Genomic DNA, 20,809 nt, shown 5'->3' on the forward strand with positions numbered 1-20,809 from the left:
AGCAGGGCCGGCAGCACCACCTGCCAGGCCAGCGCGACGACCTCCGCTCGGTGAACAGCGTGACAGGTGCGCCGTGACGATCGCGGCGGCGCCGGGAACCTGGCGGGCCACCCGGCGGATCGCGGCGACCAACTGGGTGATGGTGTCCTGGGTGGCGACCGCGTCGGTGAGCACGGCCGAATCCAGCGCCCGGCGGGTCCGGCCCGCCAGCACCCCGGTCTGCTCGATCACCTCCCGGACGATCTGGAAGATCCGGTCCGGACGCGGAGAACGGGCCAGGCGGCGTCGGAAATAGGCCAGCAGCGACGGATCGAACCCTCGCTCGTATAACCCCAGCCCGCAGGCGGCCTTCCAGCACAGGTCGAACCGCAGCGCCGCAACGGCCTCCTCATCCAACAGCCCATGCAGCGCTTGCAGTACCACCACGGTCGCCAGCAGGTCCGGCGGTATCGACGGGCGCCCGTTGACCGGCGCGTACATGTCGGAGAAGGATTCCGGCGGGAACAGCACCCGCCGATGTTCGGCCAGGAACGCGAACACACTCCCGACGGGGATCAACTCCAGGCACACGACCCACACCTCAGGCCCGGCCGGAGCGGTCCGACGGCCCATCATGACCCGAGTCCGAACCCCCGGCCCGACTCTGAAAAGACCACCAAGATCTTCAGGACACTCCTAGGCCGACGAACAGGCCACCGCGTTCTCCTTTTATGAGCAGCTGATTAAGGAGATGCTGCTGACCGCTGACCAAGGCTTCTACAGCTTCCACGCCTGGGGGCGGCCGAGCTGAGGGCATGGCAACTGCTTCTACTCACAACCCCGCAGCACACCGGCCGCCTCCGGGCTCCGCGCCAATTTCTAGTACCGGAGCAGGTGCTAACTGCCACGCTGTCCGTGGAGCACATCTCGAGGAGCGACGACCTGATGACCGCCCTATCCGCGCAGTCCCCCTCAGCCGAGCGGCTGGGGATACTGGATTTAGCACTGGCCCGGTTCTCCAGCGACTCGCTGCTGACGCTGCTGCGCGCCGCCCTCGACTCGCCCGGTTGTGCGCGTTTCCACGACCACCTGCTGCTGGCGTGGACGCGAGTCCTGCGCCGGCCGCGCCAGCCGGGGCGGACCGCTGCGGCCCGTGACCTGCCCGCGTTGCTGACGGCCGCGCTGCGCGCGGCACCTGGCCGTGGAGTGACAACCGAGCGGGAGCCGAATGATGCGCGCGCCCAAGTCCACGTCGACCTCGACGGACAACGGTGGCTGCTGCATCCCGGCGAGCTCGACCATCCGCTCATCTTCCTGCGCGCTGTGCAGGCCACGGCACGCGCCTTCGTCGCCGACGACGAAGGGGTGGGTTTCGCTTTCACTGACTTGCTGGAGCTCGTGCTGCGCCACACCCACCACACCGTCGCCGCCCTCGCGCCCGCATGGCCCACACCTGCCGGGCAGCCGGAGGAGGAGTTCACCTGTACAGTGACCGAGGCGGAGGTCGCCGCGGCTGACGCGCTCGGTCTGGACCACCTCGCACCAACCGGCCCGTACCGCGAACGCGCCGCCAAAGCCCTGGCGTATCTGACAGCCGACATCCGCACCCTGCCGCTGCGCTACACGCCCGACACGCCGTTGCTCGGGGCCGTCCTAGTCGTGGCCGCGCATGGCCGACATGTGCCGGTACCCGCCTCGGTGGCGCTGGACAGTCTCGCGGCCGCCACTGGCGATCTCCTGGCGACCATGAAGGACCCGAATGCCGAGATGCGCCTTCACCAACAGACCATCGAGCGCGTCGCGCAGCTACTCGACCTGCGAGAGGTACCGGTTCAGCTCGAGACGATGTGTCGGATCCGACTGACCTCACACCGCCTGGAACTCGCCGTCGTGACCGCGCTGGCCGACGGCATCCTGCCCGCTCTCATCGAGAGGGCCCGCACCGACCTGGCCGAGACCGCAGCACCCGGCACCGGACGGTTGGTCATCTACGGGGGCCCGCGGGTGCTGGGACAAGAGGTGATCACCGACACCCTGTACGTGCATGTTGAGGAGCTCGCCGAGATCCTCGCCGACGCCAGCGGCGAGCTGGCCACGTTGGCCTGGTGGGTCCTGGAGATGACGGAACATCCCGGAGCCGAGGCGATCGCCTACTACGACGTCTTGGACGCCTGGGTGGCCTGGCACCGCGAGGGGATGCTGTTGCCGCCCTGCCCACCTACCGAGGGCGTCGCCCTGGTTTCACCCTACGGCCGGGACCTGTCCTGGGACCGGGCCGCCGCCTGGGCCCGCACCAACGACGTGCTCGCCGCCGCCAGCCTTCCACCGGCTCTGACCTGGCGCACCGCCTGGCTGGTCGCCGCCGAAACCGGCGAAGGGCAGTGGGCCGATCTGTTTCGCCCCAACGACGATGCCGGACCGCTGCTCGCCAGCGTGAGCACCAGCCCTCCGGTCGCGATTCTCGCCACTGCCTTGTCCGACGAGCGTGCGCTGCTGGACACCACGGCGCTCGCCGCTCTCGCCGCTGGTATCCGCGCCACCCTGGCCGGGCACCCGGCGCTCACCGCGCACTTCACCCTCCCCGATGGCACGACCTGGCTCCTGCACCCGACCGAGACGCTCGAGATTCTCGACCCCGGCCAGCCCCCGCCGGACGCCGACCGCCACGCATCTAACCAGATGCTGGCGCTGAGCGTCGGTATGGACGCCGACCGCGCCGTGATCAGCATCGAGCTGGATCCGGCGTTCCTGGCCCGCTTCACCCACGATGGGCATCAGGTCCTCGGCCAGCTGCTGCACCACTGCGCTGGCCGCATCCGCCGCGCCCGCAACGCCGGAGAAGCGACCACCATTGAGGCGTTCACTGCGGCGTGGGACGCGTCCGCCCCGGTGCTGACCTTGCACGTCGCCGACAGCTCCCAGCCCGCCCCCGCTCCCCCGTATGCCGTCCCTCGCTCCCGCCATGTCCACGCCCGGGCGCTGCGCACCGCAGCCGCCGCCGTCCGCAGCGCCCAGGTCTCGGCCGGTGCCTTCACCGGCGCCGACGCCGTGCGCCCGGGCGGGGCCGCCGAGCAGTTGTTGACCGCGCTGGAGCAGGAGTTCGCCAAGCAGATCCGCGCGCACCATCCCGACCTGACCACGGTGCTGGCGCACCAGCTGAACGCCGCGCTGTGCACGCGAACCCGCGGCCGCCAGGAAGCCGTCGTGAATCTCGCGACGGGAGGCAGTGAGGTGTGGGCCCAGGAGGCCCGGCGACGTGAAGCCGATGGAGCTGCAACTACAACCGCCCTGCAACTGCTACTGCAGCAGGCGATCGCCACCCCACCTGTCGGCGAGCAGCCCGCCGACGTCCTGGCCGTCGCCGAACTCCTCGCCTTCGCAGAACTCCTGCTGCACGTCGGCGTGACCGCGGTCACCGGCAGCCGGCGCCTGCACGACCTACATCTCGAAGTCCATGACTCCGGCCTGTTCACCCTGACCGGCGCACCCGCCCCCGCCGTTCCCGTCTCCGACAGGACGGGTGGGGAAAAGCGCCTGGGCTTCGACCTCGACGCCTACCGCCAAGCCCGGGAGCAGCGCTGGATCAGCCGGGCCCGCGCCACAGTCCCGGCCCCAGTCGCCCCGGAGGCCCTCTTCGCGCTCCAGCGACGCATCCCGGTGCCGTTCACACCCCTTTGCCCGCCACCCGGCAGCCACCTAGCCCAAGCCGACCAGGTCCTGCATCAGCAGTGGGGCTGCGGCCTGGACGCACTGGCCGCCGTCCTCGCCACCGCCGTCGACTGGCCCACCGGCCCGGACGGCACCGCCACCACCACCGAGACCACGATCGCCCAAGAAGCCGCCACCTGGTCACACCTGCCCGAAGCCGACCTGCGCACCGCCATCGGCCGCCTCCTCTTGGACGCGGGCAACGCCGCCGACGACCGCACCCACCATTACACCGAGGTGGAACGCCGCACCCGCCTGACCACCCACCCGCTGATCGCCCACGACGGCCAGATCCTTCTGCTGCCCTGGCTCATCCATACCGCGCAACACCTGTACGCCGCCTACCTCTCCGACGCGCGCCTACCCCGCCCGGACGTGCCGGCCAAAGCCACCCAGCATCTCGACCGGCACCGCCGGCAGCACAACGACCAACTCGAACTCGACCTCAAGACCATCGCCGAGCGAGCTGGACTACCACACCGCGCCCACCTGGACGTCGGGCCCGCCGCCCGGCTCGGCATCCCCGGCCTGCCCGGCGAGATCGACCTCCTGATCGCCGACGAGCAACATCAGCGGCTGTGGGTGATCGAGGCCAAGAACCCGCACGGCGCCATCGCCCCACACAACCTCACCCAGCACCTCGACCGGTTCGACACCTACCGCACCAAACTCCTGGCCAAAACCAAAGTGATCGCCGCCCACTCCAACCCGGCTGCTGGCGCCTGCGGCGTCCACAACGCCCGCACCTGGCGCGTGATACCCCTGCTCGTCACCCGCGACCTCACCCCAGCCGCCTTCACCACCGACCCGGCGGTCCCTTTCACCACCGCCGACCAGCTCGCGCAGATCCTGAGCGGCAGATCCGACCCACACCCGGGATGGAACGCGATCGCCGATTCAGGACCATGAACCGAAGTACGCGCTGAAATCGCTCAGGCCGGTGACGTAACGACCGCACCTGTCGCAACGTTGCAGGCTGTCGGCCAGCAGTCCCACCCGGGCTCCGCGCATCGAGACGACCTGCCGTCTCTCTCGCACGCAGATGAAGCCGCGGATGCGGTTCAGGCTCTGGCTCTGCGGCCTGCGCGTGGGAGGCGCTGTACGACCAGTGGTTGTCGGTGGTCACCGGTAGATTTCGTATGCATTTCGACTGCGAGGAGGTCCGGGTCTCTTGGGCGAGCGCGCGTCAGTGAGATCAGATGTGGGTGGCAGCGCAGGGGCCGGGGGCTTCCGCTACCAAGACCGGGTTGCCGCATGGTTCGCTGTGGCCGCCCTTGCAGGTCAGGGTGCCGCTCCGGTGAACGGCTTGTGGTCAGGCCAAGTACGGCGGATCGCGTGTGAGACCGGCGACCCCGTCGATGACTGCCGGGTCGAGACTGTCAACGGCACCGCACTGGCGATTCAGGCCAAGCGTTCCATCAGCCTGTCCTCAAAGGAATCGAGCGAGCTGGCCAAGACAATCAGGCAATTCGTACAGCAGCACCTCACCGCTGGCCACAAAGAAGACCGGCTTGTCCTGGTGACGACATCCGAGGCGTCGGGTGCGGTCAGGAACGACCTAAGAAAAGCTCTGGCCCTCCTTCAGGGCACGGCAGCGGGTACTCATGTGGACCTCCTCGGACTCAGCCAAGACCTACGGAACGCCCACGACAAATTCGTCACTCATGCAAAGAGGGCGTGGAAGCAGCAGCGCGGCGTTCACCCCACCGCTGCAGAGCTTGAAGGCCTTCTGCGGGTGTGCCATGTCTGGGTCTTGGACGTGGAGAGGGGCATGCCGGGCGAGCGCGAGGCGCTGGATCGGCTCCGCACCATGGTGATCACCGACCCCGACCATGCCAGCGCTGCGTGGGAGGTGCTGTTGGGCGAATGCGCCGAACTGGCCATCGCTCACACGGATACCGACCAAGAGCGGCTGCAGAAGTCGCTGGCCGCCTCCGGCATCGCCCTGACCACCATGCGGGACTTCACTGCGGACGTGGAGCGGCTGTCGCGCTGGACCCAGGAGGGGCTCGATCGGCTCGAGGATGGACTCACCACCATCCCGGCACCGCAGGGCCAGATAGCGATCCAGCGTGGCACGGCGACGGAACTCATTTCGCGCTCCGCAGAGGAGTCCTTCCTGGTAGAAGGTGACCCAGGTGGGGGTAAGACCGTAATTCTGCACCAACTTGCCCGAGCCGGCATCGATGCGCAGCGTCCGGTTCTTTTCATCGCGGTAGGTGGGCTCGCAGCCACCAGCAGCGGCTCGTTGCAGGTTGAGTTGGATCTCCAGCATCCGTTGCTGGACGTGCTGGCACAGTGGTCGCCCGGTAGCAGCGGCCTGCTGATCATCGACGCCTTGGATGCGGCGCGCGCCGATTCAGCAGCCGAGCTGTGGTACTCGGTGATTGCGGAGATGCGCCGACGGCTTCCACATTGGCAGGTGATCGCCTCAATTCGCACCTGGGACCTGCAGCATTCCCGGCAGTGGCGAGCGCTGTTTCCGACCGCACCTGCGCATGTGGGAGATCTGAGCGATCAGGAGCTGGACCAAGCCGGAAACGCCTTCCCCCAGCTGGCAGGCCTCCTGGCCGACTCCACCACCCCGCAGCGGCAACTCCTCCGCAACCCCTTCAATCTCCGACTGGCGGCCGAACTCCTCCTGGAGGGAACCACCGCAAGCGAACTCGTGGGTCTCGGCAGCCGACTGGACTTGCTGGAGCGCTACTGGCACATGCGAGTCATCAGCGGGAACGGGGGTCTCGCCCGGGCGGCAGTCCTTGGGCGACTGTGCGCCGAGGCGGTGTCCGAACGCCGACTGACCGTTCCCGCCCTGCGCCTGCTGGAGGGAGACAGCGCAGCGGAGCCTGCCCTGCAGAGCCTGCTGTCCAGCTCGGTGCTGGTTCCTGTGCCCGGCGTCGCAGCGGGAGCAGGGCTTGGCCCGGTGCAGTTCGCCCACCATGTACTGTTCGACTACGCCGTGGCCGTGACCCATTTCGTCTCGTTCAGCGACCGAACTTCCGGCCAGGGACTGGTTGGCTGCCTGAGCGCCGATCCCGACCTGGTGCTGTTCGCCCGCCCCAGTGTCGGCATCTTCCTGCAACTGGCATGGGAACAGGGACCGGAGACGTTCTGCACCCTGGCGGAACAGTTGGCCACGCCTCAGCTGCCGCCGATGGCAAGAACCGCAGTCGCGGACGTCGTGGCCCGTAGCACCAGCAGGCCGGACGACCTGGAACCCCTCCTTGCGCGCGTGGCCGAGGGCTCCGATGAGGCTCGACGGACCGCCGTTGCGACGGCGATCGCAGTCTCGTTGGCGATCAAAGATGGTGTGCCGGTCGACCGGGCGGTGTGGGCCAGCATCGCCGAACGGCTATCCCGGGACGCAAACAGCGCTGGCCCTGCCCTGGGCATCCTGGTGACTGACTTGGCCGCCGATGCCGATGGCCTGCCTCCCGAGGCTCTGGCGCCGTGCGGCCTGGCGGCGCGCCGGCTGCTGGAGCACGTGTGGACCCAGCCATCGACTGGAACGACCCGCCTGGCAATCACAACAGTGATCGCCACCGCTTCAAGCGACCAGGAAGCCGCCTACGTCCTTCTGCGCCGGGCGCTTGAACCGGCGCAACTGCAAGAACGCGGCCACAACGACCTGCTCGCTCTGGCCGACGTACCGAAGCTGATTATGCGGCTGCCGAGGCTGGTGTCGGAGTTGTACGTCGCAGCAATGAGCTACCAGGAGGAGTCGACTGCCCCCACCCGCATGGGACCCGGTGTCGTCATGTCGATGCAGTCCACTCGCCGCCAGGACTTCGACGCCTCCAAATACCAACTCGTGAGAGCCTTTCCGGAAGTCCTACGCTGGGACATGAATCAGGCAGTAGCGATTCTGACCGCGCTCAGCTGCCGAGGGCGCACGAACCTGCCTGTGCATCAGATAGTCCTAGCTGGCACAGCAGCGGAGATCGTCCTGGACGACTCGCGCCTGTGGGACTACAGCATCAGGTACATTAGTAAAGATCTGGCCGGGCTGCTCGACTCCATCCAAAGCCACGCCTCTGCCGCGGACCTGGAGGTTGCCCAGGCCCTGATTCACGTCGTCACATCAGCCCCGCAGTCGGCGAGTGTGTGGCGCCGCCTCCTTCAGGCCGCCTATAGCAACTCCACACTGCGGCAGGCGCTGTTTCCGCAGCCGGAAACCATCGTCACCCAACTGCTGGCCCCGGACCTTATGGGTCCCGCCTCCGCCCTCGTCCATGGCGTGCATCCCACCCTCGAACCCCCGGACCGGACTGCGCTGGAGGGAGCAATCCTGGCCCTCAAGCCTGCGAACACGGAGGATGACGGCACAGACGATCAGACGGCCGGGGCCCTCACGCGCTACCGCATGTTCCTAAAGGCTCTTTCTCCTGATCACATCATAACCCCGACGCTGCGCGCCGATCAGACACCCCATCCTTACCTACGGACGGACAATGAAGGGGAAGTGGCCGCACGCGAAGAGGCCATACGAGGCAGCGAAGGCACCCAGGACAGCAACGCAAACACAGAAGTGCGAGCCCTCACCGCCCAGCTGAAGGAATTCACCGCCACCTACTTCAACGAGACACCCGACACGGCAGCCATCAGCGCGTGCGAAGGCACCGTGGCCGCCCTCCAAAACACCCTGGAGGAGGCCGACGCCCAGGCGCGTGCCGAGGCCGAGGACGTACTCGCACACGCAGCGGAAATCTGGACCCGCAACACAGAGGCACGTGTGGAGGCCCTGACCTGCGCACGCGACATCCTGCTCGCCCTGGCAACTAGCCCCCGGCCCCGGCCGACCGCCGACAATGCCCACTTTGACGTGGGCATCCCGGAAGGGCCCCGAGGGGAGGCGGCACGCGGCCTGCTCCAAGTGAGCCGCATACCCGAGCTCTACACCCCACCCGTCGCAGACGCTCTCAAGACGCTGGCCGAAGACCCCGTCGGATGGGTCAGGTACAGCATCGCCCGCGCCCCCTGGATGCTCAGCCGCACGGACCCCACCACCGCCTGGCAACTCCTGGACGGCTTCGCCACCCGCGACAGCGACGACGCAGTTCTCACCGCCACCGTGCAGTCGGCCTGCTACAAAATGGGCGACGCACAGCGCGGAATCGGCCTAATCAAGCGTGTGATCGAACGTGTCACGCCGGGTAAGGGTCGCCACTCCGCCGCGGAGACCTGCGCAACAGCTGCCGCTTTGCTGTGGGTTTATCGGGCCACGCCAGGAGCAGACACCGCGCTCAACCATATGACCAGCACCTGGACCGACAACAGCACCTGGTCGTCCTGTCTCCACGAACTTCGGGACGCCGGAGCCCTCACCCACTCTGATCGCCCCGTGCGTCAGCGCGCATTGGACTTGTTCACGAGCCTGGCCGATCTCGCACTGTCCAACGTCCGGCATGCTCTGAGTTTGGAGTCGCCCCTGGCCGAAGCCGAGACTGAGTGTCTCCAGGGTGAGCTGTTCTTGCTCGACGTCATCGCTTTCCAGCTGTACGCCGCCAGCGGCGCCAGCGATAACACCGAACAACCTCCCACGCTCGAACAGGTCCGGCTCGTCAACGAAGCCACCCCCCTCCTCCGAGCACTCACGGCCGTCCCCGTGGCCAGCGTCGTACACCACCTCATCGAGATCTACGAGCACGTCCTAGACTGCTGCCCCCAGCAGGCCCTACTCGCCGTGCGGGACGTCCTCTCCCAGGCGGGCACACAAAGCGGCTACACCGGCGACTCCCTCGGCATCGCCATATGCGTGCGCTTCGTCGAAAGGATCCTCGCCGACCACCGCAGCACCCTGCACACACCCGAGAACCTGACTGCGCTACGCGAGGTCTGCGACACCTTCATCGAAGCCGGCTGGCCTCAAGCCCACCGCCTCGTCTACGGCATCGAACAGATCTTCCGCTGACCAAGCCCCATCATCGGCGAGTGGCTGGCGCGTAGCTGGACTTAACGCCGTCGAACTCCTCGCCTGCGTCGATTACGGCGCGCCGCCATCGACGCGGTCGCACCACTTGTGCACATCGACTGGTCCGAGGTCGGACCTGGACCTTTCGGGATTTGTTCCCGGCGCCCCCGATGTGGAGCATGTGCTATTCGAGGAGATGGCGGCCAGGCATGCCACTCTAACTTGTCGATGACGTGTCCACACGAATGATTGCCGTTGCTTTGGCCGTACGAGTCTTGGTCGCCTCTGCCCGATTCACCTACCCGGCGCTTGAGGAGGACCACGGGCACGTCGTCATGATCGACCGAACTTGCCTTGTCAAATGGATGAGAGGCAGGTTGCTATCACTTTGACATTGTCCTTTTCGCAAGCTGAAGGGACGCTGGCGGACTCCAGGGTGGGCTGTTCGACTTCATCTGTGGCGGTCGACCAGGGCGGGGGCCGGTCGGCCACCGTTCGACAGCGTCCTGCGCTACGCCAACGGGACTAGGCTGGGTTCAGCTAAGTGATCGTCCTTGGCCGCCCGACAGGACAGCAGGAGAAGTAGGGTTTTGGGAGCGCCAGAGTCGAACGCGGGGGACGATTTCCACTTCTGGTGGTCCGGGACTCGCGTGCTGGAACTGATAGAGCCCGGCACGGACAAGACAGTCGTCGTCATCGAAGGTCTGAGCCATGTCGATGATCCGGACGAGAGCTACGAGGCGGTGGATGTCGCCGAGTACTTCGGCGGAGACACTCTCGAGGCTGCCTCTGCTGTGAATCTGTCCCAGCTCAAGTACAGCACCAAGCATCCAGGGACGGCATGGACCGTCAGCCGCTTGTGCGAGAAACGGACTAGACGCCCGGCTAATGGCGGCTCGTCATCGACAAGGTCCGTCATCGCGGACCTCGCGGGCGTCTATCTGCAGCTGCTCAAAAAGCTCGACCGAAGTGAAATCCAACGCAAGGTATACATCCATCTCGTCAGCAACCAGCCTGGCAACCCGCTGGTGCAGGAGGCCGTCGCCTCAGCTGCCCACTGGGCGCGCTCACGACGTCCCGGAGAGGGTCGCCCCGCACTGCTCAAGGCCCTAACAGACCCGCAGCACGCCGACGTGGTCAAAAGGCTGTCCGATGCTGTCGGCCAGGTGCTCACCAGTGAGCAGTTCTGTGACTTTCTGGCGGTTCTCGACCTGTCAAGGACGGGCTCGCTCGGCCGGGCCGCGCTGGCGCGCGGCGTCCGTGCCCGAGCGGCGAGCCTCACACCGGGACGAGACGACGAATCAGCCCTACGATTGTTTGAACTGGTCCGTAGGGAGGCTCTGCCTGAGTCTACGCGGCGAGGCATCCGTGCCGAGGATGTCCTGGCCGCGCTTGGCCTTGCCGATCCGCTGGATCTGTATCCGGCGTCCGCCCGGTTGACCCCGTTGGATAACCCGCTGCCGGCACCGGGCGCACGCGTCATCGCGGAGACGCTGCTCGCGCATCCGGGCGCGATCGTCGTGGCGCACGGTCCGGCGGGAGCGGGGAAGACGACCGCAATCCGGCAACTCGGTGACCACCTGCCATCGGGGTCGGTGGTTACCCTGTTCGATTGTTACGGCGGCGGTGAGTACCTCAGTTCCGGCGAGGAGCGCCACACACCACAACGGTTCATCACCCAGACGATCAACGACTTGGCCCGGCAGTGCGGAAGCCCCTTCCTCATCCGCCCGCCGGCGGCCGACGAGGAACTGTGGCGTCGGCTAGGCCGCGCGCTGGAAGACGCTGTCAAAGCACTCGACCCGGGCGCTGTCCTCGTCCTGGCGGTGGACGCGGCGGACAACGCGGCTTTCGCAGCCCACAAGAGAGGCGACCGCGGATTCCTGGCCGGGCTCACAGGGCTGCCGCTGCCGTCGCGCGCCACGGTTGTGCTCACCACACGAAGCCACCGGGTGAAGTCATTGGATGCGTCCGGCGCACCTCAGGTGGAACTGGCGCCATTCGACCAGACGACATCGACTGCGCACATGCGGCGTTATCGGTCAGACGCCTCACCTGCGGACGCGACCGCGTTTCATCACCGAACGGACGGAAACCCCCGCGCCCAGTACTACGCGCTGACACAGGCCGAGACGAACAAGTGGGAGATGACAGCCCTCCTAGAGTCCTGCGCCCGCACCCCGAGCCCTTGTTCCAGATGCTGCTTGAGTCGGCACTGCAGGTGAGCGGCGCCGACGCGGGCGGGCAGCGATGGCTCGGGACCATGCTCGCGCTCTCCCGCCCGATCGGCATCACCACTCTGGCTGCCGCGCTCAGCGTGGATCCAACGGCTGTCGTCGCGTTCGCACGTGGGCTTGCTCCCGGTGTCACCTTGGTGGATGGGGCAATCCAGTTTCGCGACGAGGACTTCGAGACGTACGTGCGGGACCGCGTCGATTCGGCGGATGTGATCGCGGCACATGATCGGCTCGCGGAGATGTTCCTGACCACACGGAGCAGCGACGCGGATGCGGCAGCGCATGTCGCTGACCACCTCGTCGAGGCGGGTCGGCTAGACGACGTGCTGACACTTGTGCTGAGTGAGGACTGGCCGGAGGCGATCCCCGATGGGTTCCGGCGCGCCCAGGTGCAGGGCCGACGGCTCGACCTGGCTGCACGCGCCGCCGCAACGATCGGCGGTGCCGCGGCCGCGGTTCGTGTGGCAGTCCGCGGGTGCAACACCGCGTCCCGGCTCGACACACTGTCGTCCCTGGTGAAATCCCACTTCGACCTGGTCATACGGCATACCGACATTGATGACCTGCGCCGGCATGCACGGCGTCAGACCTCCGACGATGGGTGGCACGCGCCCACGCAGATGCGGGTGGCTGCTGTGTTGGCCCGTGACCCAGCCCGGCATGCCGATGCGCGTGCCGAACTGGATCGCGCCGATGCGTGGCTCCGCCGACGGAAGGCCGAGGGGGCGGAGAAAGCCCACGGCTGGAGCCTGCATACGCACGACGTGGCGTCCGCTGCCGAGGCCCGATACAGGCTTGACGGGATGGAAGCGGCCGTTCGCGAACTATTGAGGTGGAAGTCCGCGAAGTCTGCGCCCGACATGGCGGCGCCACTGGAGCCACCATTGAGGAGGAGAGCCGCGAAGTCCATGCCCGACATAGCGGCGGCACTGGCCGCACAGATCGCCGCCGAGGTCGGGCCGGGACCGGCCCAGGATGCCCTGCGTGCGCAGAATGTCCCAGCCGCGACACAGGCACCTTTCCTGGCATACGCCACCTCGCCCGCGGTTGCTCCCGACCGCGACTGGCTCGACGAGGTGATCGCCGCGGTTCTCGCCGAAGATCCAGGGAATGCGAAACTCTGGCACGATCGACTGATCTCCGTCGCCGCGCGACACGGCGACCGGCAGGCGGCTGCAGCGCTTGCCGAGCACTGGGCCCGCCTGCTGCCTCCTCACCGCTGGGCTTTCAACAACGGCAATGAGGCTGGTGTCACTACCCTCCGCTGCCATGCGGTCGCCGCCATACTCGGTGGAACCGAGATCACCATCGACGACCTGGTCCCACCGTCGCTGCAGCCGGAAGACAAGGACACCGGGAAGCAGACGTTTGACGATTCCCGCGCTCATGACCGGCGCGAGTGGGCCGAGATGGTTCAACCCCTGCTGACGGCAGCCCTGCTTGCCACCCGCTGTGCCATTGGTGAGGCGGACCGTGATGAGGTCACCGCGTTCGTTGTCGCCGAGCTCGCCGAACGTACCGAGCAGGCCGGGCATCGTTGGTTCACCTTCGACACCTCCTACCGTGCATGGGCGGCGCTCGCCGCCGAGGCGATCGTCGATGCTGCCGCTGACCTCAGTCTGATCGGCCAGTTGGCCGACGCGGCCCCTGCGCTGCTGGGGAGCGCCGCGCCCACACTGTGGCTGAACCTGGCGGCTCGTGTCGCCATCCGCGGCGGACACACCGGCCTTGCCGTCGACCTGTGCGGGCGAGCTGCGGAGCATGTGCAGGCGAGCGCGTACCCGGCGGCGGAGCGACTCGAGTTGCTTGCCGACGCCGCCGACCTCGCCGACAAGTTCGCACCCGAGCTGGGCAGACAGCTGTTCCACCAGGCGGTCGATGCGGCGACCGGAATCAACGATGATGCCGCTCGCCTGCTATCGGTGTACGCCGACCTTGCCGACCGTGCGGTGATCAATGCGGCCGATCGGCCGAAGGTCGCTGCCCGGCTCGTCCATGCAGCGGAGACGGTCGCGTTGCACGTCTCCGCTGACGGAGTCGTCCCGTACGAGGTCATCGCCGGGGCCGCAGGGCGCCTCAGCGCCGGGGTCGCGCTGGGGGCCGTGAGCCGGTGGGACGACGAGGGACGAGTCCGGCTGTCCGAGACGCTGCCCCGGGCCCTGGTCGGGGCCGTTGAGGGAGGCGGAGTCCCGGGTGCCCAGGCGCTGAGGCTGGCCCACCTTGTCGAGGACGACAACGCCCGCCTGCAGTACCGCTTGGCCATCATCGACACACTGAGGAAAGACGCGTCAGGTACCGCCGACGCCCGAGTCGAGCTGAAGCGCACCGTTGACTGGATCCGCCGTGACGTGCCCGCCCGCGCCCAGCCCGCCTTGGCCACACAGCTCCTTGATTGGGCGGCAGGGTGCGGTCTCGGCGGGCCCATCAGGTCCGACCTGGAGCCGGTCGCACAGTTGGGCCTCAACGACTCTGACACGGACGAACGATGGCCTGGCCTGGACCTATCGGTGAGCGAACAACCCTCGGAGGTCAATCCGTCCGGCGCCAGCATGGCCACACTCGCCGAGGATGTCGCGGAGTTCGCCAAAGCGGGCGTGTACGGCGAGCGGATGCGCGAGTACATCACCAGGGTGGCGTTGTCCGTCAGTCCCCAGGACCGAGTGGCCACGCTCACGGCGGTGGCCGGCCTGTGCCAGGCGGCCAATGTCCAGACCGTTCTCCCGGTTCTGGCTCATTGCCTCACACAATGGCGTAGCTGGCCCAGAGTCAAGGATTGGGCCGCCGCCGCGCTGCCGACGTTGCTGACCGGGCATCTGCAGGACCTCGCCTGGTCGCAGGACACCGACGCGCTGCTCAAACAACTCCGTACGTTCGCCGATGACGACGCCATCCGGCGCGCTGTGCTCACCGCACTCCCTGATGCACGGCCTCACCTGACTCCGTTCGGCTGGCAGAACATCGCCGCGCTCCTTGGCCGACTGTGTGATCGTGGCGGCGCCGCCGAAGCCGTGATCGCCCTGCTCCACGACCGCCTCCCCACCGCCGAAGACGGTGAAGCCGCCGCGGTAACTCCGCCCGCCGAACCGGTAGTCCTTCTACTGTGGAGCGCCTTCGGTCATCCTCGCCGGGCGATCCGTTGGCGTGCCGCCCACGCCGTGCGCGACCTCCTGAAGCACTCCACCCCCGCCGATGCCCGCCAGTTCGCCGGCAAGCTCGTCACCTGCCTGGACCGCACCGACGCCGGGCCGTTCCGAGATCCGACGCTGCTCTTCTACTACATGTCAGCTGCTACCGGACTGTTGGTCGCCCTGCAGCGCGTCGCCGCTGAACGCCCCAGCGTGCTCATCGCCCACCTGTCTGACTTTATCCAGCATGCGACCAACCGCGAGTTCCCGCACGTCCAAATCCGCGAACTCGCCCGTCAGACCGCCCTGGCGCTCGCCGGACCCACCGGCCCTGACACCGACCTACTCCGGGTAGCGAACCAGCCCGCCACCTGCTCCATCCACCGCACAGACGGCAACAGAAGCGAGAACCGCCAGCTGGCCAACGGGCGCCGCTACCAGTTCGACGACATCGACACCATCCCCTACTGGTACAAGCCGCTCGCTCACGCGTTCAACCGGCCGATCCAGGAGATCGCCGACCGCGCTGAGCGCTGGATTATCGACAAGTGGGGGATGGCCAAAGACGACTGGTGGCGCGACGACCGCGAGCTACGCGACCGAAATTCCTACCGGCGGATGTCGCATCGCCACGGATCGATTCCCCCCGAGGAGAACCTGCGCCTGTACCTGGAGTACCACGCCATGATGGTCGTCGCGGGTGAACTCGTCGATGCTGGCCTGCCGATCCACATCCCTCCATACGACGACGCGGAAGACCCGTGGTGGGATTGGCTGGCCCCGCACCTCCCCAGCAGCGTCAATGCCTGGGTTTCCGATCTCGGCCACCCGGTGCCGGCCGAACCCAGCCTGTTCGGTCACTTGCCGCCGCTCGATGATTGGGACACTCCCGCGGACCAGGACTACGATGACGCGCTCGGCCTGGTCGATGGGCGTGTCCCTGACAGGACCGTCGTCGCCGGCCACACTCATGTAAACCGGTCCGGCGCCTACGGCAAGATATCTATCTGGTCGGCGCTCGTCGCCCCTGAGCGCGCTGCCGACCTGCAACGGGCGCTCGCCGCGGCGGCCAATCCGACCGACTGGAAGCTCCCGCAAGAAGACGAGGACGAATTCGAGGTCGACCACGGCCCGTTCGTCCTGCGCGGCTGGCTCGCCGCCCCCCGCAGCGACCGCGACCGGCTGGACGAGCACGACCCGTATGCCTACGACCTGCACGCGCAGTGTCCTCTGCCCGGTCGCCTATTTCGTCAGATGACCGGCGCAGCCCCGGACGCGAAGGGGATCACCCTTCTCCTCGGCGACGGCGCCGAGATCGCACGCACCATCCAATGGACCGACCGCAGGACTGACGACGACACCAACGTTGCCACCTCCTCCGGCTACCGCCTCCATGTCGCGACAGAGCCGCTGCTGCGATTCCTCTCCAAGGCCGGAATGACCCTCATCGTGGAGGTCCAAATTGGACGACGCCGGAATTCCGCTAACAACTACCGGCTCCCCCGAAGCCGCGTCTACCTCATCACCCCTGACGGCCACATCACTAGCCGATGAGGACCCCGTCGTCCGCTTTGGCGAGCAAATCCTCAAAGACCTCGACGAAGTTCGAACAAACAACACTCTCACCCGATGGCTCGCCCACCACACCGCTGGACTCATCCACGCCGCCGAACAGGCCAAAGCGGCCGGTGAACCGGACGCATCCGCTCAGGCCGCCGACGCTCGCACGGCGATCCTCCAACTCTGGGACTACCGCTCGTCCTGGCCTTCGGGATGGCCCCCACCTCGCGCCGTCAGGCTCGTCGAACTCCTCAACGACGTTCCCGACCTCGACGCTCCCCGCTGGCAGCGAGGCACCATCCTCGACCAACTCCAGGATCTTCACCACCGCGTCCTGGCCGCGCTGCTCGACCTCATAGTCGTCGGCGAGGAGAACCTTGAGCAGGGCTGGCTCGCCGCATTCGGCGAAAAGCTCACTCCGAACGAGGTCACAATGCTGACCCGCGCCGCAACGGCCGAACAACGCCTCGACCGTCTTGGCGTCGGGATGGCGCAGCAGACCCGGCAACCCGTTATCACCACCGGAGAGGCGACCGACGCCGGCGAGGCAGATGTGGCCGATGCCGCACCTGCCCCGCTCCATCCGCTCGCTGTCCTTGCCAATGACTACCGTCAGGCCATTTTGGACCTCTGCTCTCGTGTTAATGGCAGCGACGATCACGCGGAGGTGAGCACCGGCAGCGAACCCGGCGGAACTGCGTCCGATGACGCCACCAAGGAGGACGCTGCAGTGCGGGAAAACAACCGATCAGGCGGCCCTGACCTGGTTGCGGCGGAAAGCTGACGGCGGTACACAAGATCAACGGAATGAAACGTGATTACCAGCCACGGGCCAGGAGCGGGCCGTAATCTGCCGATGCGTATGAGACGAGGGGGTGGCAGCTACGGCAGGGCTCCTGAACACGTACGTCGAGCTGTTATCACGCACCCCTCCGCATTCGAAACAGTCGGTCGGCGAGAGGTGGATGCATATGCTTATACTCCAGGTGCACATTCGGCAACCTGAGGGCTGTCATATTTGACCCGCTACGTCCTTAAACGACTCGGGCTGACTAGGCCGTGCGAGAGTCTGGTTTCTGCGTAATCGACATCGGCCAGGAGATCTATCGTCCGGGCACTGCTGATCTCATGACGCGGATTTACGTCGAGCAAGATCGGCCCGAAGAAACCCCGGGTAGTGCGGCAACAGCGACTCCTGGGCTCGATCAGGAAGGGGCTATAGCCAATGGTCAAGCGGATGAGGTTTCATCGTCTTTCCACGGCCTGCCAGGCATGGTGAATGCAGCATGAAAGCGGCGGCATGTCGCCTCAGGACGCTTACTGCGTTGCCATGCACTCCAGCCAGGTCTTCGGGGAGATCCAGATGTTCAACACCCCGGATTACGACGATAAAGGGCCTTTCATCGACCTGTGGGGGGTCCGAGACGTAGAGCTCACCGTGGATCAGGCCGAAGATTTCGGCCGCGCAATGCTCAATTTTGTTGAGACGGCTCGCCGCAGTCGGCGCTCCCGCGCGGCCTAACCCCACCGAATTCCGCGATAAATGAGCGGCTCCGTGAGCTGGTCTATCCGATCGACAACGTCGTGCCGCCCGCATATCGAGGGATGAGCAGCCCATCGAAGTACTGCAGTTCCACGAGCTGACAGCAGGTCACAGGCGGATTCATCTTTTGTCGATCTTCCTGGTGGGTTTCCAGGAACGTCCGAGAGTATCGGGCAGTATCCAGGCCGGGCATTACGTTCCGGAGCATGCCACCCTTGACGTCCCCTCCGCGAACCTGGAACTTCGACACGGACGGATGAGTAGGAATTCACTTCCCTCTCCACCAAAGCGGTGGAGAGGGAAACGCGGACCTACCGGTCGCGGTGTTCGCGATCACAGGCGAGAACAACATCCGCACATTGCAGCGGTCAGCTGCATTTTACGCCCCGTCCTCATACATGGGGTTCAACGACATCTGGTCCTTCGTATTTGACGCTTCACTCCTTTCCACATCGGCGGATTGTGTCCTTTCTTTCTCCACCTCAGCAATGATCTCCTCTGCTTCGCGCTGCTCCAATCCCCACCGGCGCATCAGTGGGCGCCGACCGATGCGCTGCTTACCCTCGCCAAGGCTGTCGATGTAGCTGAGCCGCGCCGCTTCATGCCGGTCGATAGGCAGCACCGGTACCACCCGTTCCACCTCGACCACGGTCTCCATGAGCTGGCACACGTGCTCTTGCGCCTTGACCTCGCCCAATGGTCGCCGGTTGTTGCGAACGATCCACATCAGTAGCTCGTACGCTCCCGCGAAAGCCAGCGGTGCCAGGGCACTGATCAGCCGCGATCCAAGTCCACCGGACCAGCCGTGCGCCACATTCGCCGCCAGTGTCACCGCACCTCCCAGGGCGAGCGCCACCCACGCCAGCACTGGCACGCGAAGCCGACGACGCGAGCAATAAACCATCACCAGCGACGCCATGACGATCACACCGTCAGACATCGCCGGATACAGAATGGCCATGTCGTGCCGCTCACCCAAAGCGATCGCCAGACCGTAGAAGTGGTGGTACGAGACGTAGGCAGCCGCGCCGGCAGCCGCCAGCAGGACAACCACCGCAAAGCCCAGGATGACCCGGTCCCCAATCCGATCGCGATGAGTACGCTCGACCCAAGCCCCTTCGACCAGAACCACCTCCTCGGCAATTTCTGGTGTCGAGGCGCTGCGCACGGCCTGGCTTCCGGGTTGATCAGATTGCTGGGATGCAGGAAGGAGTTCGGTGCTGCGATCACCGAGCTCCTGCCCCCTTACCACCGCTGCCCTGAGCGCAGTTGAGATCGTCTGCTGAGGATCCTGAACTGGCGGTTGCTGAGCTTCCCCGGCATGGGCGTGTGCCGCAAGGTAGGACCCAATCTCGTTGAGGTGGGTGTGGGCACCGCCCCCTCTCTGCGCGCCTATTCCGGACATGAGAGGTCCAGCCACGGAGCGTCGGTGCTGCTCAGGAGATGGGCGAAGGGTTCAAGTCCCCCCTCGGACACACTTGGTTCACCTATGAGGTGCTGGTCGGCTCTTGAGCTGGTCAGCACCTTTCTGGTTTCAAGGTGGCAGGTGAGCGTGAGGCCCGATCCGCGTAGATCCTCGTCTTGCGGGCGGTCTCCGCTTCGCCCGAGATCCTCACCATGCCGCCCAGCGCACGCATCGTCTCGGGCGACCCGTCCCGGTCGAGCCGGCGTGAGCGCAGCGGAGCACGCCGGAGCCGCCGCTCCGCCTCCGCCTTCCCTGCCTGCTCTCCTCCTGGGTCCAGCCCGCGACCACCGCCGGATCGGCCCCGGCCTCCAGAGCCACCCGGTGCCGGGCCGGACTCTGGCCGGACTCGGCGACCTGCCGCCAGGCGACGGCAGGCGCCTCGGCCTCCGGAGGATCGACCCGCTGGGCGACGACGAGGGTGTCCAGGAATCATCCCCGCAGGCACGGGACCGACGAGGACGAGGAGGCCATGGCCCGCCTCAGAGCCGGACCATCCCCACGGGCGCGGGGCCGACAGCGGACAAGCAGCCAAACCGTGATCAACTAACTTTGAGAAGACCGTGGCCGACTCCCATGTCGACCGGACACCTCACCCGCCGACGCGCCGATCTCCCGGCACCACACCGGCGAACGCGGGTGTCGTGCGACTGCCCGCTCACTCAGCCGCAGTGCACCCTGTTCAGATGCCGCACCTTGGCCCCGACCTGCCCCCGGACGTCGATGCACTTGCCCCGGGCCGAGACGTACACCGGACCCGCGTAGTGCGCGAACATTCCGTTGTCGGCGCCGGCCCAGGCTGTCGCTCCGCCGAGGCCGAGCGCGACCGCCTTGCGGGTCACCCGGCCGGCGTAGGAACCGTAGCCGTAGGCGAGGGCGCAGTTCTTGCCCGAACTGGAGCTGTAGTAGACCTCCAGGGTGCCCGTCCTGGCACCGCTGGCGGGGATGGCGTAGACGCCGACGCGGCTGTAGCCGCCGCCGCAGGGACCGGCCGCGCTGGCCGGAGCGGCGCCGGCCACCAGCCAGGTGGAGACCAGCGCCGCACTCGCCAGAGTTGCGATCTTGCTCCGAGTTCTCATGGGGTTCGTTCCTTCTGTCGATCATTGCCGCCCCACGAGACCCGTGAGCCTCGTGGGGACGAAGGGCCCCATGATCATATACAGGGGGATTTATGGCGTATGGGGATTTATGGCGTATTAGGTAAGCGCCGAAACGGCCTCGCCGGGTGCTACCTGCTGGGGTATGAGGGACGCCTTCCCGCTTGACGATCTCTTTGCAGACCAC

Annotated in this window: 8 protein-coding genes and 1 pseudogene; 6 read left to right on the forward strand and 3 right to left on the reverse strand. The window is 66.7% G+C overall.

The genetic code is table 11. The features are described from left to right. Positions 1-60 precede the first annotated feature (60 nt). Positions 61-615 (reverse strand): annotated as a pseudogene (locus CA984_RS00315) (transposase); the annotation flags it as partial. A gap of 309 nt (positions 616-924) precedes the next feature. Here CA984_RS00315 and CA984_RS00320 point away from each other — a divergent pair. The 6 genes from CA984_RS00320 to CA984_RS00345 all read left to right on the forward strand — a co-directional run bounded on the left by CA984_RS00320 (position 925) and on the right by CA984_RS00345 (position 18,042). Beyond that, entirely contained in the window at positions 925-4,596 is a 3,672-nt protein-coding gene (locus CA984_RS00320) for a hypothetical protein (protein WP_086566543.1), read from the forward strand. Positions 4,597-4,984: 388 nt separating this feature from the next. Next, a complete protein-coding gene (locus tag CA984_RS00325; RefSeq protein ID WP_133061486.1) occupies positions 4,985-9,598 on the forward strand; it encodes an ATP-binding protein in 4,614 nt (1,537 codons plus the stop codon). A gap of 650 nt (positions 9,599-10,248) precedes the next feature. Further along, positions 10,249-11,823, forward strand: coding sequence for an AAA family ATPase (locus CA984_RS00330; RefSeq protein WP_133061487.1), 1,575 nt, complete (start codon positions 10,249-10,251; stop codon positions 11,821-11,823). Beyond that, positions 11,787-16,514, forward strand: a complete 4,728-nt coding sequence (locus CA984_RS00335) for a hypothetical protein (protein WP_133061488.1) — start codon at positions 11,787-11,789, stop codon at positions 16,512-16,514. The genes CA984_RS00330 and CA984_RS00335 overlap by 37 nt, the downstream gene beginning before the upstream one ends. Next, a complete protein-coding gene (locus tag CA984_RS45265) occupies positions 16,423-17,304 on the forward strand; it encodes a hypothetical protein (protein WP_133061489.1) in 882 nt (293 codons plus the stop codon). Before CA984_RS00335 ends, CA984_RS45265 begins: the two co-directional genes overlap by 92 nt. Positions 17,305-17,799: 495 nt before the next feature. Further along, on the forward strand, positions 17,800-18,042 hold the full coding sequence (locus CA984_RS00345) for a hypothetical protein (protein WP_133061490.1): 243 nt from the start codon (positions 17,800-17,802) through the stop codon (positions 18,040-18,042). Positions 18,043-18,442: 400 nt separating this feature from the next. Here CA984_RS00345 and CA984_RS00350 read toward each other — a convergent pair whose 3' ends face one another. Further along, positions 18,443-19,231, reverse strand: coding sequence for a DUF2637 domain-containing protein (locus CA984_RS00350; RefSeq protein WP_165781046.1), 789 nt, complete (start codon positions 19,229-19,231; stop codon positions 18,443-18,445). Positions 19,232-20,187: 956 nt separating this feature from the next. After that, on the reverse strand, positions 20,188-20,604 hold the full coding sequence (locus CA984_RS00355; RefSeq protein ID WP_086566495.1) for a hypothetical protein: 417 nt from the start codon (positions 20,602-20,604) through the stop codon (positions 20,188-20,190). Between the last annotated feature and the right edge of the window lie 205 nt (positions 20,605-20,809).

It is taken from the genome of Streptosporangium minutum (assembly GCF_002149035.1).
In the GTDB taxonomy this organism is placed as follows: domain Bacteria; phylum Actinomycetota; class Actinomycetes; order Streptosporangiales; family Streptosporangiaceae; genus Streptosporangium; species Streptosporangium minutum.